At 62.3% G+C, this 15,361-nt stretch carries 14 protein-coding genes; 6 read left to right on the top strand and 8 right to left on the bottom strand.

Going from position 1 to position 15,361, the window contains the following annotated elements; translation table 11 throughout:
- Positions 1-4: 4 nt before the first annotated feature.
- On the bottom strand, positions 5-1,171 hold the full coding sequence (locus GSQ88_RS11130) for an efflux RND transporter periplasmic adaptor subunit (RefSeq protein WP_246735229.1): 1,167 nt from the start codon (positions 1,169-1,171) through the stop codon (positions 5-7).
- Here GSQ88_RS11130 and GSQ88_RS34945 point away from each other — a divergent pair.
- Complete coding sequence (locus tag GSQ88_RS34945) at positions 1,170-1,499, top strand: hypothetical protein (protein WP_174247976.1); 330 nt, start codon at positions 1,170-1,172, stop codon at positions 1,497-1,499. The two genes, GSQ88_RS11130 and GSQ88_RS34945, sit on opposite strands and share 2 nt — an antisense overlap.
- Before the next feature lie 270 nt (positions 1,500-1,769).
- On the opposite strand, the gene GSQ88_RS11135 is transcribed toward GSQ88_RS34945, so the two are convergent.
- Positions 1,770-2,795, bottom strand: a complete 1,026-nt coding sequence (locus GSQ88_RS11135; RefSeq protein WP_159007790.1) for an SAM-dependent methyltransferase — start codon at positions 2,793-2,795, stop codon at positions 1,770-1,772.
- An 18-nt stretch (positions 2,796-2,813) separates the two neighbouring features.
- Entirely contained in the window at positions 2,814-3,662 is an 849-nt protein-coding gene (locus GSQ88_RS11140) for a DUF1295 domain-containing protein (protein ID WP_159007791.1), read from the bottom strand.
- Positions 3,663-3,845: 183 nt separating this feature from the next.
- On the opposite strand from GSQ88_RS11140, the gene GSQ88_RS11145 reads away from it, so the two are divergent.
- The 3 genes from GSQ88_RS11145 to GSQ88_RS11155 all read left to right on the top strand — a co-directional run bounded on the left by GSQ88_RS11145 (position 3,846) and on the right by GSQ88_RS11155 (position 7,946).
- Positions 3,846-4,844: a flagellar motor protein MotA gene (locus tag GSQ88_RS11145; RefSeq protein ID WP_159007792.1), complete on the top strand. Its 999-nt coding sequence runs from the start codon at positions 3,846-3,848 to the stop codon at positions 4,842-4,844.
- A gap of 73 nt (positions 4,845-4,917) precedes the next feature.
- Complete coding sequence (locus GSQ88_RS11150) at positions 4,918-5,949, top strand: peptidoglycan -binding protein (RefSeq protein WP_159007793.1); 1,032 nt, start codon at positions 4,918-4,920, stop codon at positions 5,947-5,949.
- A 383-nt stretch (positions 5,950-6,332) separates the two neighbouring features.
- Positions 6,333-7,946 carry a hypothetical protein gene (locus tag GSQ88_RS11155; protein WP_159007794.1) on the top strand — a complete coding sequence of 538 codons (1,614 nt, stop codon included), beginning with the start codon at positions 6,333-6,335 and terminating at the stop codon, positions 7,944-7,946.
- A gap of 7 nt (positions 7,947-7,953) precedes the next feature.
- Here the strand turns inward: GSQ88_RS11155 and GSQ88_RS11160 are convergent, their stop codons facing one another.
- Entirely contained in the window at positions 7,954-9,813 is a 1,860-nt protein-coding gene (locus GSQ88_RS11160) for an ABC transporter ATP-binding protein/permease (protein WP_159007795.1), read from the bottom strand.
- A gap of 195 nt (positions 9,814-10,008) precedes the next feature.
- Here GSQ88_RS11160 and rpmE point away from each other — a divergent pair, with 195 nt between their 5' ends.
- On the top strand, positions 10,009-10,236 hold the full coding sequence (gene rpmE, locus GSQ88_RS11165) for a 50S ribosomal protein L31 (protein WP_159007796.1): 228 nt from the start codon (positions 10,009-10,011) through the stop codon (positions 10,234-10,236).
- A gap of 222 nt (positions 10,237-10,458) precedes the next feature.
- Here rpmE and rcdA read toward each other — a convergent pair whose 3' ends face one another.
- The 3 genes from rcdA to GSQ88_RS11180 form a co-directional block, all read right to left on the bottom strand.
- Positions 10,459-10,971, bottom strand: coding sequence for a protease adaptor protein RcdA (gene rcdA, locus GSQ88_RS11170; protein WP_159007797.1), 513 nt, complete (start codon positions 10,969-10,971; stop codon positions 10,459-10,461).
- A 381-nt stretch (positions 10,972-11,352) separates the two neighbouring features.
- Positions 11,353-12,291: an SDR family NAD(P)-dependent oxidoreductase gene (locus GSQ88_RS11175; protein ID WP_159007798.1), complete on the bottom strand. Its 939-nt coding sequence runs from the start codon at positions 12,289-12,291 to the stop codon at positions 11,353-11,355.
- 56 nt (positions 12,292-12,347) lie between these two features.
- The gene (locus tag GSQ88_RS11180; protein ID WP_210253785.1) at positions 12,348-12,875 is read right to left on the bottom strand and encodes a TetR/AcrR family transcriptional regulator; all 528 of its coding nucleotides are present in this window, start codon (positions 12,873-12,875) and stop codon (positions 12,348-12,350) included.
- A 353-nt stretch (positions 12,876-13,228) separates the two neighbouring features.
- Here GSQ88_RS11180 and GSQ88_RS11185 point away from each other — a divergent pair, with 353 nt between their 5' ends.
- Positions 13,229-14,566, top strand: coding sequence for an IS1182 family transposase (locus tag GSQ88_RS11185; RefSeq protein WP_159007800.1), 1,338 nt, complete (start codon positions 13,229-13,231; stop codon positions 14,564-14,566).
- 303 nt (positions 14,567-14,869) lie between these two features.
- On the opposite strand, the gene GSQ88_RS11190 is transcribed toward GSQ88_RS11185, so the two are convergent.
- Positions 14,870-15,277, bottom strand: a complete 408-nt coding sequence (locus GSQ88_RS11190) for an META domain-containing protein (protein ID WP_159007801.1) — start codon at positions 15,275-15,277, stop codon at positions 14,870-14,872.
- Between the last annotated feature and the right edge of the window lie 84 nt (positions 15,278-15,361).

A 15,361-nucleotide genomic window follows, 5' to 3' on the forward strand; every position in this document is an offset into this window, starting at 1 on the left:
GGTGTTACCGGTGCGCCTGCGTGGTCGGCTTGGGTGCCGGTGTGGCGAGCGGCGTTTCGGCGGATGCCTCGGCTTCCATCCAGGCATGCGGCTTGACCTCGTCGCCGGCGACGAATTTTTGAAAACCTTCGACCACGACCTTGTCGCCGGCCTTCAGGCCTTCTGAGACCAGCCATTGGCCATCCTGCAACGATCCGATGCGAACCGGCTGGGTCGCGACATGATTGTCGTCCCTGACCACGAACACCTCGCTGCCGCCGCCGCTATTGCGCTGGATCGCCTGCTGCGGCACCGCGATGGCGTCGGTATCGATGCCCTGCTCGATCAGCACGCGGACATACATGCCCGGCAGCAGCTCGCGCTTCGGGTTGGGAAATTCACCGCGCAGCGTGACCTGCCCGGTATGGGCGTCGACCTTAGCTTCTGAAAACAGCAGCTTGCCGGCGGCGGGATATACCGAGCCGTCATCGAGCACCAACCGCACCTTCAAGGCGTCGGGCGCGATGCGATCGAGATCGCCGGTTTCAAACGCCTTGCGCAGCCGGTTGAGTTCGGTGACCGATTGGGTGAAATCGGCATAGATCGGATCGAGCTGCTGAATGGTCGCCAGACTCGTCGTGTCGTTCTGCACCACCAGTGCGCCTTCGCTCGCCAGCGCGGCGCCGACGACGCCATCGATCGGGGCGCGGATCGTCGCGTAATCGAGATTGAGCTTCGCGCGCGCGACGTCGGCTTTGCGTCCCTCGACATCGGCTGCGGCCTGACGCTCGGCCGCTATGGCTTTTTCGTTCTCGGCCTCGGGCGCGGTCTTTTGGCTGGTCAGCGTGGCGATGCGGCGCGCGTGCAGCGTGGCCTGGTCGAGCACCGCGGCCGCCTTGGCGAGCGCGGCCTCATTGGATTGCACCTCGACTTCAAACGGACGCGGATCAATCTGGTAGAGCGGATCGCCGGCCTTGACCTCGCTGCCCTGACGGAAGGTGCGCTGGATCACGATGCCGGAGACGCGCGGACGCACATCGGCGACGCGGGTCGGCGCGACACGCCCGGGCAATTCGCGCACCATCGCACGGGCTTGCGGCTTGACGGTGACGATGCTGACGTCGCTCGCCGCGGGCGTGGCGGAGGCGGCAGCCGTGTTCGGTTCGTCACATCCTGCCAGCAGTGGCGCCATGGCAGCGATCGTCAATGCAATGGCGGCGGACCGAACCGCCGATTGCGCGCGAAATCCTGATGTCAAAACGATGCCCCAAAGTTTGGTGTTGATTGCGAATGACAACATTCGCCGACGCGGCAGATCCACGCTCTCGATGAGGGAGGATAAGAAACGCGTGTTGCGATGCAACGCATGGCGTGGGCGGCGCAATGTCACAGACGCGGCTATCACACTGAGGCAGCAACGACTTTTGGCGGCGGGCTATATTGTCGCGGCTGTTCTTGCCGCGTTGAAGCGTCGCAGTCGGCGGAAGGCGGAATTATTTAAGTTCATGAGCGTGCGGTGACGCGCAAGATTGTGAGGCATACGCGAAGATCGAATCAGCCTGGGCGTTTCCGTAGCCCGGATGAGCGAAGCAACATCCGGGTTTATCCCGCATATCGCAAGTGCTCATGCGGGCTACCGCGCCGCTAGATTCTTGGGAGCCGTCATGCGCGGGCTTGACCCGCGCATCCATCAATTTTCGCAAGAGTCTTTCGTGACGGATTGCCGGGTCATAGGCTAGCGGAAGCGACGCCGTCCTTCAGACGGCTATGCCCGGCAATGACGGTTTTGGCTACACCGCCCGCATCCTATAGTGGCTGACGCCCCATTCGCTGCCGTCGGCGTAGCCGAACAGGCCTGATGTGGCGAGGAAGAACCAGCGCCAGCGCCGCATCCACAGGCCGGTGTTGTTGCCGTAGACCTCGCGCAGGATCGCTTCGATCTCGTCGCGGCGGGCATCGAAACGCTCGAGCCAGTCGAGCGCGGTGCGCTGATAATGCGTACCGCTCCAGCGCCATTCTTTCTCGACCGCGAACAGATCGGCGTATTGCCGGATCAAATGGTGGCTCGGCATCACGCCGCCGGTGAAGAAATGCTGCGCGATCCAATCCTCGCGGTCGGCGCGGTCGAACAGATAGGATCCGGCGCGATGGCTGAAGATGTGCATGAAGAACCGCCCCTCGGGCGCCAGCCAGCCGCTCACCCTGGTCATTAGCGCGCGCCAGTTCATCATGTGTTCGAACATCTCGACCGAGACGATGCGGTCGAATGTCCGGTCCGGATCGAAGCCGTTCATGTCGGCGGTGACGACCCGCAGATTCTTCAAGCCGCGCTTGGCTGCTTCGCCTTCGATGAATTCGCGCTGCGAATTCGAATTGGACACCGCGACGATGGGCGAATTCGGGAATTGCCGCGCCATCCACAGCGACAGTGAACCCCAGCCGCAGCCGAGTTCGAGGATCGATTGGCCGTCCGCAAGGTCGGCGTGCTCGACGGTCTGGCGCAGCGCCTCTTCTTCGGCCTCCTGCAAGGTCGAGGCCGGCTCCTTGTAGAAGCACGAGGAGTATTTGCGGTTGGGGCCGAGCACATGCGCGAAGAACGCCGCCGGCACTTCATAATGCTGCGCGTTGGCCGCATCCGCGTGTTCGGCGATCGCGCGCGCCGCCATCTCATCGGCGAACGCCACGTCGCTCTCGGCATTGCCGTCCGCAAGCCGCGCCGCGGTGCGCGAGCATAATCGCTGGATCGCGGCGCGAACGACCAGGTCCGGCAGCGGCACCCGCTCAGCGGCCACGATGATGTTGGAAACGAAGCTCATGCAGTGGCTCCCTTCATTTTACGCATGATCTTTTTCCGAAAACCGGTTCCCACTTTTCGGGATCATGCGTGGGTGCGGCGGCAATGGAAAGAAGGCGCTGGTGCGCGACTGATAGTCCCGGTAGCGCTCGCCGCGCGACCGCAGCATCTGCGCTTCCAGCGGCGGTATGCCGGTGACATGCACCAGGATCCAGTACATGAACACCGGCGCCAACAGCGTCACCCAGCCCCAGCCGTATTCAAGCGAGATCGCGATCACCGGATAGGCCAGCCAGCCGAACCATTCGAAGAAATAATTGGGATGGCGCGACCAGCGCCACAGCCCGATATCGCAGACCCGGCCCTGGTTGGCGGGATCGCTACGGAAGGTCTGGAGCTGCGCGTCGGCCAGCGCCTCGCCGGCGATGCCGACCAGCAAGACCAGCACACCGAGATAATCCTGGATCCGCAGCGCGTCGTGCGGAAATCGCGCCGCAACGAAAATCGAAAACACCAGCGGGACCGATCCCAGTCCCTGATTTTGCAAGAACACAAACATCCGGCGCGGCGAATCGACGCCCCATTCTTTCGCAAACGCGGCATAGCGCGGATCGTCTGATATCCCGGCGGTGCGCCGCGCGATGTGGGAACCGAGCCGGATCGACCAGACCGCCACCAATATCGCGAGCAGCCATTGCCGCGGGTTGGGGCTTAAGCCGGCGATCGGCCACAGCGAGCTGGCGGCGCCGGTCAAGCCCAGCGAGAAAGTCCAGATGGTATCGACCCAGCCCGAATTGCCGGTGCGCTGCTGCACCAGCCAGGCCCCGGCCATCAGGACCGACAGCGCCACCGCGATCGCGGCGATAGCCCCCAAATACGAAATGATCATGCAATTGCCGGTTAAAAGCGGGTGACATCGAAGGTTTATGAAATACGCTGCGAACCAAGCCGGGTTTCACGCCGAAGTTCCCTGTTGCCGCCACGAACCAGGCGCAACTGGCCTTTTTTCCCGGCACCGCTGTGCCATATTGGCGCCCGAACGCGCTTCGCTCGCAAAAGGTAATGACCGGCAATGCCTTCAGGCCCCACTCCCGCTTCCGCGATGGAAATCGAACTGACCAAGCTGTCTTCGCCACGGATCTTCCTGGTCCGGATGCTGGTATTCCTGGTGCTGTGCGCGCTCGTCATGGTGGTGCTGTACAAGCAGATCGTCACCGCGTTCTTCGCCAATCCCGGCCTCAACGCGCTGATCGGGCTTGTGCTTTTGATCGGCACCATCCTGGCGTTCCGGCAGGTGATCCGGCTCTATCCGGAAGTCGCCTGGGTCAATAATTTCCGTATCGCCGATCCGGGCCTTGCGATCGAGCGGCGCCCGACCTTGCTGGCGCCGATGGCGGCGATCCTCGGCGGCGAGCGCACCGGGCGGATGACGATCTCGCAGCAGACCATGCGGCATCTGCTCGATTCGATTGCGACCCGGCTCGACGAGGCCCGCGACATTTCGCGCTACATGACCGGTCTGTTGGTGTTCCTCGGCCTGCTCGGCACCTTCTGGGGCCTGATCGAGACCGTCGGTTCGGTCGGCAAGGTGATCGATGGACTGAAGGTCGGCGGCGACGCGGGCGCGCTGTTCGATACGCTCAAGGAGGGGCTGGCGGCGCCGCTCGGCGGCATGGGCATTTCGTTTTCGTCGTCGCTGTTCGGCCTCGCCGGCTCGCTGATCCTGGGTTTTCTCGACCTGCAATCCAGCCAGGCGCAGAACCGGTTCTATACCGATCTGGAAGACTGGCTCGCCTCCACGGTGCGCGAATATTCCGGCGACAGCGCCTCCGGCACCGGCGGCGAGTTGCAGAACGCCATCGAGAAATTGCGCTCCACCATGGAAGAAGGCGGCAGCAACCGCGGCACCACGGCGGCAATGGCCAATCTCGCCGAGGCCATTCAGGGCCTGGTCGCGCATATGCGCACCGAACAGCAGATGATCCGCGAATGGGCCGACGGCCAGGGCGAGCAGAACAAAGAGATAAAGAAATTGCTCGAGCGGATCGCGCGCCAGCCCGAGAAGAATTAGCAAAGCGTTTTCGAGCGAAATGGGCACCGGTTCGCGTCGGGAAAACGCGTCAAATGAATAGAGAGAATTTCCGATGGCCCTTGCCCGTACCCGCCGCAGTGAATCCGGTTTCAACTACTGGCCGGGTTTCGTCGACGCGCTGTCGACGCTGGTGCTGTCGATCGTGTTCCTGCTCTCGGTATTCCTGGTAGTGCAGTTCTATTTGTCGCAGGAAGTCACCGGCAAGGACAAGGCGCTGGAGCAGCTCAACGCCAAGATCGCGCAATTGAACGATTTGCTGTCGCTGGAAAAACTCGCCGACCTCAATCTCAACGATCAGCTGTCGCAACTGAAGGCGGGGCTGTCGTCGGCGGAGACCGAGCGCGATCGCGTCAAGGGGCTCTATGAGGGCCTTGCCGGCGCCGGCAACGATGCTGCCGGACGCGCCAACGAACTCAACAAGGCGCTGGATTCCGAAAAGTCGGTCTCCACGCGCGCGCTGGCGCAGATCGAGGTCCTGAACCAGCAGATCAGCGCGCTGCGGCGCCAGTTGGCAGCACTGGAGGAAGCCCTCGATGCTTCCGAGAAACGCGACAAGGAATCGCAGGGGCGTGTCGCCGATCTCGGCCAGCGGCTCAACGTGGCGCTGGCGCAGCGGGTGCAGGAATTGTCGCGCTATCGTTCGGAATTCTTCGGCCGGCTTCGCGCCATTTTGGGCAACCGGCCTGATATCAGGATCGTCGGCGACCGTTTTGTGTTTCAGTCGGAAGTATTTTTCGACACCGGGCAGGCCTTGCTGTTACCCGAAGGCCGTGCCGAACTCGACAAGGTCGCAAGCGCGTTGACCGATCTCGACAAGCAGATCCCGAGCGAAATCGCCTGGGTATTGCGGGTTGACGGCCACACCGACGCACGGCCGATCTTCAACAGCCCGCTGTTCAAGTCGAACTGGGAATTGTCGTCGGCGCGCGCGATTTCGGTGGTGCAGTATCTGATATCGCTGGGCGTGCCGGCGCAACGGCTGGTCGCGGCGGGGGTTGCCGAATTCCAGCCACTCGATACCGCGCAAACCGAAGACGCCTACAAGCGCAACCGCCGCATCGAGCTCAAGCTGACGGAGAGGTAGGGCTGTCGTCATTGCCGGGCTTGACCCGGCAATCCATCACGAACGACTCTTACGAAGAGGATGGATGCCCGGATCAAGTCCGGGCATGACAGCCAGAAATTCAAATCCCCTCGAACTGCAATCGCGCCAGACGCGCTTCCGTCGCCACAGCTCTTCAGCAACCTATTTATTGAAACGCTTGCTCTCTTGGCCGGCCACGCGGCATCGCGCGGCGCGAACGCCACTTTTCGGTTGACGTGGGTAATTTTCCCACATATCTGAGCGCGATCATTCAAGAGAGAGCACCGACGTATGGAACAGACCATCGCCCTTGGTTTCCTACTCGCGATTGCCGCCTTCGCGGCGGCGTATTGCTGGGCCGCACTAAAAGATCAGAACCGCAAATGACGCTGCAGCGCTGGCGATACGCGCTGACATGCCCATCTACCGCTGCCGCCTATAAGCTTCTCGTCGCAACCGCGATGACCACAATCTCGGCCGCGCTTTTCTTTAGGCTGCGATCCTTTCCAGGCCTGCATGGCGACGAGGCCTGGGTCGGATTGCGCGCGGTCGAGCAGCACGCCAAAGGACTGTTCACCCTCAGGGGCATGAATGGCTACACTGGCTCGCTGTTTCCGGAGATCGTGACGTGGGCAGCTTCGATGCTGTCGCCGGGCGTTCTAAGCCTGCGACTACCGGGCGCCATGCTGAATTCGCTGTCGCTTCTCCTCATGACAGCCGCGCTGTGGAGGCGCGGAGGCGCGGCGTTGTACTTTCTGCTCCTGATGGGGTCCTCGCTTCTGTTTCTTTTTTACAGTCGCGTGGCCTGGGAAGTGAATGCATTGCAGAATTTCCTGCTATCGCTCATCATCTTCTCGCTCACGGTCGTCTTGAAGCGCGACCGCACCTCCCCGCCATCGGCGTTTCTGCTATTTCTGGCGTTCTCGGTTGGAACCTGGAACCATGAGATATTCCTCGCCGCGGCCCTGTCTTTTGCGCTGGCAACGACCCTTGTTGCGCTCAAATGGCCCACCGAGGACAGCGCGAGGCTGCTGCTGCTCGGGTATTTCAATCTCGTTCCGCAGGTTGCGCTTCATGGCAAGCGCTTCGTGGCCGATGGCCCCTTCCCACTTCACGCGCTGCCGGCGCTTGTTCTGGGCTTTGCACTGCTGATGCTGACCAGCGCGGTTTATGTTCGCGCCGAGCGAAATTTGCTTCCGACCCTACTCGGAGTAATGACGCGCCCGCCCCTTCCTTATGCCCAAAAGGGAATCGCGTTCTTCATCATCGCCGGCTCGCTGCTGGCCTCGCCAACAAGCCTGTTGACATTCTTCGGGACCGTGTCCGGCATTATCATGCTGGAGCGCGTTGTTTCCTACACGCCCGGTCCGATCGAAATGGCCGGACTGCATTTCCGGATGGCGGCGCTTGCATCGACATTCCTGGCGATTGCGGTCAATCAAATGCGCGACGCGCGTGTTGGCCGGCAAGATCCTGGCCGGCAAGATCAGCTGTTCAACGTCCTGATGATCTGGACCATCACGTTCTTCCCCGCCCTCATGCTGGCAACCCGAGGGATCGCCGATCGATATTACATCATTCCGCAATTTCTGTTGTTTTGCTCGATCGCGCTCGCAATCGATCATCTGGCGGATCGCTGGCGCCTTTCGTTGCAGGCCTTGCTCGTCTGCGGGTTCGCCTATGCGCAGGTGACTCTGTTTCGGGAAGCGTCGCGTGACCAAAGCCGGCCGCCGCTCGAGGCCTTTGCGTACGGTCCATACACCGACACATCGCGACATTTTCTGAAACTCGATCGGCTTTCGGACTACCTGACAATTCAGGATATTTGTCGCGTGGAGTCCTCGAACTTCTTCATCGCGCAACCGATCCGATTTCTGACGCCAGCCCGCGCTAGGTGCGGAACTTCGGAAATTGTCGAAATCGAGTATTGCTCCAACTGCGGCGGGCCAGTTGAATGGTTCAAACTGACGCCCAAACGCGCAGCGCCAGGAAATTAGAAGAAGGTCAAATCCCCTCGAACTGCAATCGCGCCAGGCGCGCATACAGCCCGCCCGCGGCGACCAGCGAGGCGTGGGTGCCCTGCTCGACGATGCGGCCCTGGTCCATCACCAGGATGCGGTCGCAGGACAACACGGTGGCGAGACGATGCGCGATCACCAGCGTGGTGCGATGGCGCATCAGTTCTTCCAGCGCGGTCTGCACCAGGGTCTCGCTTTCCGCATCGAGCGCCGAGGTGGCTTCGTCGAGCAGCAATAGCGGCGCGTCGCGCAGGATCGCGCGCGCGATCGCGATGCGCTGGCGCTGGCCGCCCGACAGCGTGACGCCACGCTCGCCCAATTGCGCCTCGAAGCCGCCCGGCAGGCGGCGGATGAATTCGCTGGCATGGGCGAGATCCGAGGCACGCTCGACCTCGGCATCGCTGGCCGCGGGCCGGCCGAAGCGGATGTTTTCTCGTGCACTGGCGGCAAACGCCACCGATTCCTGCGGCACCAGCGCGATGCGGGAGCGAACCTCGCGCGGATCGGCGGCCTTGATCGGAACACCATCGACCGAAATCACCCCGGACACCGGATCGTAGAACCGCAGCAGCAGATGAAACAGCGTGCTCTTGCCGGCGCCCGAGGGGCCGACAATCGCCACCTTCTCGCCCGCGCTGACCTTGAACGAAACGCCATCGACCGCCGAGGCATCCGGCCGCGTCGGGTAGGCGAAGCGGACATTTTCAAAGCTGACGTCGCCGCGCGCCGGCACCGGCAGCGGGCGCGGCGACGCGGGAGCCGTGATCTTCGATTTGACGCGGAGGATTTCGAACAATCGCTCGGAAGCCCCTGAAGCTGCCGAAACCTCGCCCCAGACCTCGGTGAGCTGGCCGAGGCCGGCGGCGGCAAACGCCGCGTACAAGATAAATTGACCGAGCCGGCCCGGGGTGATGCTGCCGGTCAGCACATCGTGCGAGCCGATCCACAGCACGAACACGACGCTGGTGAAGATGATGAAGATGACGATCGCGGTCAGCACCGCGCGGGCCTTGGTCGAGTTGCGCGCGGCGGTATAGGCCTGCTCGACCTCGCCGCCGAAGCGCGCACTGGCCATCTGCTCGCTGGTGAAGGCCTGCACGATGCGGATCGCGCCCAATAATTCGGAGGCATAGGAGGTCGCATCCGCCAGCGTATCCTGGGCGTTGCGCGACAGCCGCCGGACCCAGCGGCCGAACGCCACCAGCGGCAGCACGATCAGCGGGATCGCAAGCAGCACCAGGCCCGACAGCCGCGGACTGGTGATCACCATCATCGCGGTGGCGCCGAGAAACATCAGGATATTGCGCAGCGCGATCGAGGCCGAGGCGCCGGCCGCGGCTTTGATCTGGGTGGTGTCGGCGGTGAGTCGCGAAATCAGCTCGCCGCTGCGCGCGGAATCGAAGAACGCCGGCGACAGCGACATCAAATGCGCGAACACGTCGCGCCTGAGATCGGCGACGATACGCTCGCCCAGCGTCATCACGAGGTAATAACGCGACGCGCTGGCGAGCGCGAGCACCGCCACCACCGCGATCATCACGCTGAAATAGCTGTTGATCATGGCGATGCCTTTCGGGGTGAACCCGAAATCGATCATCCGCCGCACCGCGACCGGCACCACCAGCGTGGTGATCGCGGCAACCGTCAGCGAGACCAGCGCCAGAATGGCGCGCCAGCGATAGCGCGCGATGTAGGGGGCCAGCGCCAGCAGCGGCCGCAGCTTGGCGGAACTCTTGGCCGGCGTTTCCGCCAGCACCGCCTCGATCGGGGACACCTCATTGAGCTCGGAATCCGGCAATGGCGGCGTTCCGCCATTCAATTCGTCAAGCCGTTCCACTGCGCTCATGAGATCTGACCTATCGCGTTGCCGCCCTCAGATAGGCTTCGCGGCCAGCGCTGGCAAATCCGGCGATCTGCACCCCAGAAAGAGCCGTGACGCGGGTATCCTTGGCTTGTTTTGCGGGGCCCGCTGCGTTATAGAGCGCCCAAATCCACCCTTTAGTTACCGAAAAGCAGGCGCCGGCGCGCCGAAGGATCTGCCATGAAAGCCGAAATTCACCCGGATTATCATACGATTACGGTCGTCATGACCGACGGGACCGAGTACCAGACCCGCTCCACCTGGGGCAAGGCCGGCGACAAGCTGAACCTCGATATCGACTCCAAGTCGCACCCGGCGTGGATCGGCGGCGCCCAGCAGATGCTCGACCGCGGTGGCCGCGTATCGCGCTTCCAGAAGAAATTTTCGGGCTTCCTCAAGAAGGATTGAGACGGCTTTCGTCTCTCTTTTTGTTTTGCGCCAAACATCAAAACGCCCCGGCTCATCGCCGGGGCGTTTTTGTTGGTTCGGTGTTTAGTTGCTTCCGTCATTGCGAGCGGAGCGAAGCAATCCAGAACAACGAAGCAAGACTGGATTGCTTCGTCGCATAGCCTGTCATCGGGCGCGCATTCGCGCGACCCGGTGGCTCCTCGCAATGACGAACTTTGAGGTTTAGCGCTCGAACGCAGCCTTCAGCCGGTTGAGCTGCGGTACCAGCGGATTGCCGATCGCGGCGCGTTCGCTCGATGGGGTGTGGATGGTGACGTCGAGGCGGCGGACCTTGGCTTGCAGCGCCATCGAGCGCGCGATCAGGTCCTGCAATTGCTGCGGCAGTTTTTCGATCATGTCGGCACCGCCCGGATCGGCGGCGCTGAGCTTGACCTTGGTCTTTTCGCGATTGGCCTGGGTCAGCGTCATCTCGCCTTCCTTCACCGCACGGTGCAGCAGCAGCCATGACGCCAATTGCATCAGGCGCGTGGTCAGCCGCATACTCTCGGTTGCATAAGTCAGGCTCACGGAGCGCTCGAGCGCCTTGGCTTCGGCCCGACCGGCCCCGTCGAGATAGGCGGCGGTCTCCTCGACCAGATCCATGCCTTCCCGGAACAATGTGCCGAACGCCGCGGAATTGGTCAGCCGCTCGCTGAATTGCACCAGAGCGGTTTCGCCTTGCGCACGGTCCGACATGGTTAACGCCTCACGCCACTTGTTACCCGACCGGCTTCGACATGCACCGGCTTATGATGAACAAATCATTGCGCGCTAACGGCCGAGAGTCCAGCCACAAGACTTTTTATGGTTTCCAGCGTGGTGACAGTGAGGTGACAAAGACGCCCAAAAAAGAGCCGCCGTTTCCGGCGGCTTTTGAAGTTGATAACAGGGAGGCGTCAAACAGAGTGGACAGGAGCCACTCGGTGTCCAAACGAGGACGATCTAAGTTATAATCAAGAAAGCCTAACAACTCGTAAACGAAGCATTTTCTTCAGGCTTCGTTTGCCATGTCGGCCATTGGCCGAGTGATGCACCTTGACGCCAACGCTTCGTCGTCGCTGCGAATAGTCTCGATGCTTAGATAGGAACCGTCGCCAGCAAGGCGCGCGTCTCGGCGACGACGCGATCCTGGAATTTCGGATCGCGCACGAACGTGGAGCCGGGCATCGGCTGGCCGCCCTCGTCGTAATAAATGCCGGACTGACCCGAAATATCGGTCAGGATTTTGCTGATAACGCGCGCGGCCCGCTTCGACGTGCTCAAAATCTTCATGAAGGGCATCAACAGCGGCACCAGTAACGGAATGATGTATTTCACCAGAAAGCGCAGCAGGACATTGGCATCGCGCTGCCCGAGACCGGTGGTCGGATTGAAGCCCGGCTCGACCGCGTTGAAATGCAGCCGCGGGGTCTCGCGAGCGAACGCCATGGCCGTGACGATATTGCACTGCTTGGACGTGGCGTAGGCATCCCCGCCCGGGATCGCGGAACCGCCCGGCACCCACTCGCCGCGCGCGCTCGCCTCCGCCGAGATGTAGCGACCGCCGCGGAAGCCGACCGCGGTGGCCGGCCGGCGCGCGGGATCTTCAGTGCCCGAACCGACGAAGACGACGTTCGCACCGTCGGCAAGATGCGGTACTAGAGCTTCGGTCAGCGCGAACGGTCCAAGGTGGTTGGTGGCGAACGTCATGTCCCAGCCCAGCGCGTTCCTGGCGCGTGGCTGCATCATGCCCGCGTTGTTAAGCAGGCCGGCGATCGGAAGATGCAGCGCGATGATCTCCGCGGCCGCGCGACGCACGCTCGCCAGATCCGACAGATCGCACACCACCGACACCGCGTGTTGGCCCTTCTGCGCGATCAGCTCTCGCATCTCCTCGAGCTTGCCGGGATCGCGGCCGACCAGGACGACCGTGCCATATTTGGCCAGCTCAAATGCCGTGGCGCGACCGATGCCGGAGGTCGGGCCCGTGACCACGTAGGCTTTGCGGTCCGAAGGATTTTCCAAAGCATTCGACATATTTTCTTTCCTCTATTTAAGAGCCTGTCTAGTCAGTCATTCATGAAGCAAAAAAATCAGGCCAGCATTCGCCACACCGCGTCGAACGAGGCCGTGCAGTGTTGGTCGGCGTTGGCGGGATCCTGGATCATGAAATCGATCGTCGCTTCTGCCAGCGAGTTCATCAGGGCAACCACGAACCCCATCGGCGCATCGCGCATCGGGCCATTTTCACGGCTCCGCGCCAGCAGGCTGGCGATGCCGGCCATCGTCCGGTGCCCGGCCTCACGGCTTTCCGGGGTGATATCGTCCGATACGCCGAGATGCGCCAGTGTCCGGCGCTTATCGGGATAGGACGTCGCCCAACGCAGCCAATGCGACCACATATGGCGCGCCTGCTCGCGGATGTCGCGGTCGGCCGGGAGTCCGTCCAGCGCAGCCGTGGCCATCTCCGTCTTGAGCTCCCGGTAAAGCTGGTTCAACAGCTCGGCCTTGGTCTCGAAGTAAGTGAACAGCGATCCATTGGAGACACCCGCCTCCCTGGCGATCACCGCCGTCGGCGCGCTCAGCCCTTGAGCCGCGATCACCCGGACCGCCGCCGCCATGATCGCATCCCGCTTATCCTCGCTTTTGGGCCTGGCCATGAGACCACGCCCTAACAAAGAGTGACTAATCAGTCAATAATTATTTTGGGATGCGGGGCGGGCTGGAGCGGAGTGGAAGTCTCGCAGGCGGGGTTTGTCCCCGGGAAGGCCCGGGACACACCGGAACCGTCATCCTGAGGTGCGCGTCGTCTTCGACGCGCCTCGAAGGATGGTGTTCAGCTCCGTGCTTGCGGTTCTCCTTCGAGGCTCGCAAGAGCTCGCACCTCAGAGCGGGAGAATCTTTCGGCCACGAGCATTTGCCAGGGCGGTTGGGGTGTGATTCGATTGCCCTGAGCGCGAAGCAGGGGCTGGCGATGGCTGACGAGCAATTGTTCGAGGATTTACCCGAGCAGCAAAGTCCACAGGCTGAGGGACGCGGCGCGCCGCGGCTGCGGGAGCCCGAACGCAGCCAGATGGGTATGCAAGTAGCGGCGTTGGACGATCTGGTACCGGAGGATCATCCGGTGCGTGCGGTATGGTCGTTCGTGGAGGGGCTCGATCTGTCGGCATTGTACGACGTCATCAAGGCGCGGGAGTCCCAGCCCGGACATCCGCCAGCTTCGCCAAAGCTGATGTTAGCGCTTTGGCTCTGGGCCACGATCGATGGGGTGGGCAGCGCTCGCCAACTGGACCGGCTGTGCCGTGATCATCTGATCTATCGCTGGTTATGCGGCGGAGTGTCGATGAACTATCACAGCCTGTCGAACTTCCGGGTCGCGCATCTGGCGGTTCTGGAACGGCTGCTGGCGCAGGGGGTGGCGTCGATGGTGGACGCAGGGTTGGTGTCGCTCGACACGTTGGCGCAGGATGGCTTGCGGGTACGTGCGGGGGCCGGAGCGGGTTCGTTCCGCCGGCGCCCGCGGCTTGATGAGTTGAAGGCGGCGGCGCAGACGCGGGTAGAGCGCCTGCGCTTTGAAGTGGAGACCGAACCCGCGGCCGACGATCGGCGGAGGCGGGCGGCAAAGGAGCGTGGCGCCCGCGAGCGTGCGGAGCGAATCGCGGCGGCCCAGGAACGCATGAAGGAACTGGAGGCCGAGCGGGAGCGACGAGAGAAAACCAACAAGAAAGAGGTGGCCAAGCAGAAGCCGCCGCGCGCTTCAACCACCGATGCCGACGCACGGGTGATGAAGATGGCCGATGGTGGATGGCGCCCGGCCTACAACATGCAGATCATATCGGCTCCGGAACACCAGGTGGTCGTTGCGGTCGATATCGATACCAGCGGCTCCGATCGCGGCCTGGCCCAGCCGGGGATCGAGACGGTGCATGCGGAAGGCTACGAGCCCTCCAACTATTTGGTCGATGGTGGCTTCACCAAAAATGACGCCATCGAGTGGGCCCATGCCAAAGATATAAAGGTGTGGTGTCCGCCAGCGCAGAGCAAGCATGGCACCGACCCTTATGCTCAGAAGAAAGCTGACGGTGTTGGCGTTGCGGACTGGCGTGAACGCATGAAGAGCGAGGACGGCAAAGCCTTCTACAGACTGCGCTGCGAGCACGAATGCATTAATGCACATGCCCGCCGCATGGGCTTGCGCCAGCTGACCCTGCGCGGCAAGATCAAGGCCCGCATCCATCTGCTATGGTTCGCGGTCGCTCATAACATGATGCGCTTCTTCGCCTTGCACGCCAAGGCGCAGGCCGCCGCATGAACAAGAGCATCCCCGTCAACAGGCGCCCAAGAAACGCCGCTGGCATCGGGGATAGCCGGTTTCCGCAGCTTGCGGAGGTTGGCCAGTTCATCCGCCATACCGGCGGCGGTTCAGCCAAAATTTCCCGGTCGATGTGTCCTCCCGACCATTAAATGCAAAATTCTGCGGGCCAGAACGAAACATTCTCACACTCTCAGGATGACGTCGGAGATAGCTTCACAGGTCGTTCGCAGGGACGACGCATTGAGAAGACTGCGCAAAACCAAAAGCTTCACAAGGGGCAGCGCGGAAACCCTCCGCCCGTCAATTGGTATTAATCTGGAAGCGCAGCGGCTTCGCGCCCGTGAACGAGACCAGGTCGTTCTGGCGTTTCCAGTTGGTGGCCGCACTCAGGGTCGCGATCAGGTCGTCGTCGACCGCGGCCCGCTCCGGCGAGCAGCCGCGATCCTCCATCGGACCGGGCATGAAGATCACGGTGTTGCCCGCGACCGAAAACTGGCCGGTGCCGCTTTTGCACCAGAGATCGAGCTTGGCTTCACCATGGTCGCCGATCTCCACGGTCGGCAGCCGCTTCGAGCCCGGCTGATGGGCGGTATCGAGCGTCATGTCGAAGCCGAACGGAAAATCCTCCTGGGCAGCGGCCGGAAAGGCGCCCACCACACCTACAGCCAATGTCAGGGCCGCTGCAGTCCATCGCAAAAATCTTGTCATTGAAAACATGTAGCCTCTCGAAATGGTCCGGTCTGCGAAATAGCCCAGCCTGTTGCCGCGCGCTTTCTAATCGACAGGCGCGGC

The sequence above is a fragment of the Bradyrhizobium sp. S69 genome, from assembly GCF_009766005.1.
Taxonomy (GTDB): domain Bacteria; phylum Pseudomonadota; class Alphaproteobacteria; order Rhizobiales; family Xanthobacteraceae; genus Bradyrhizobium.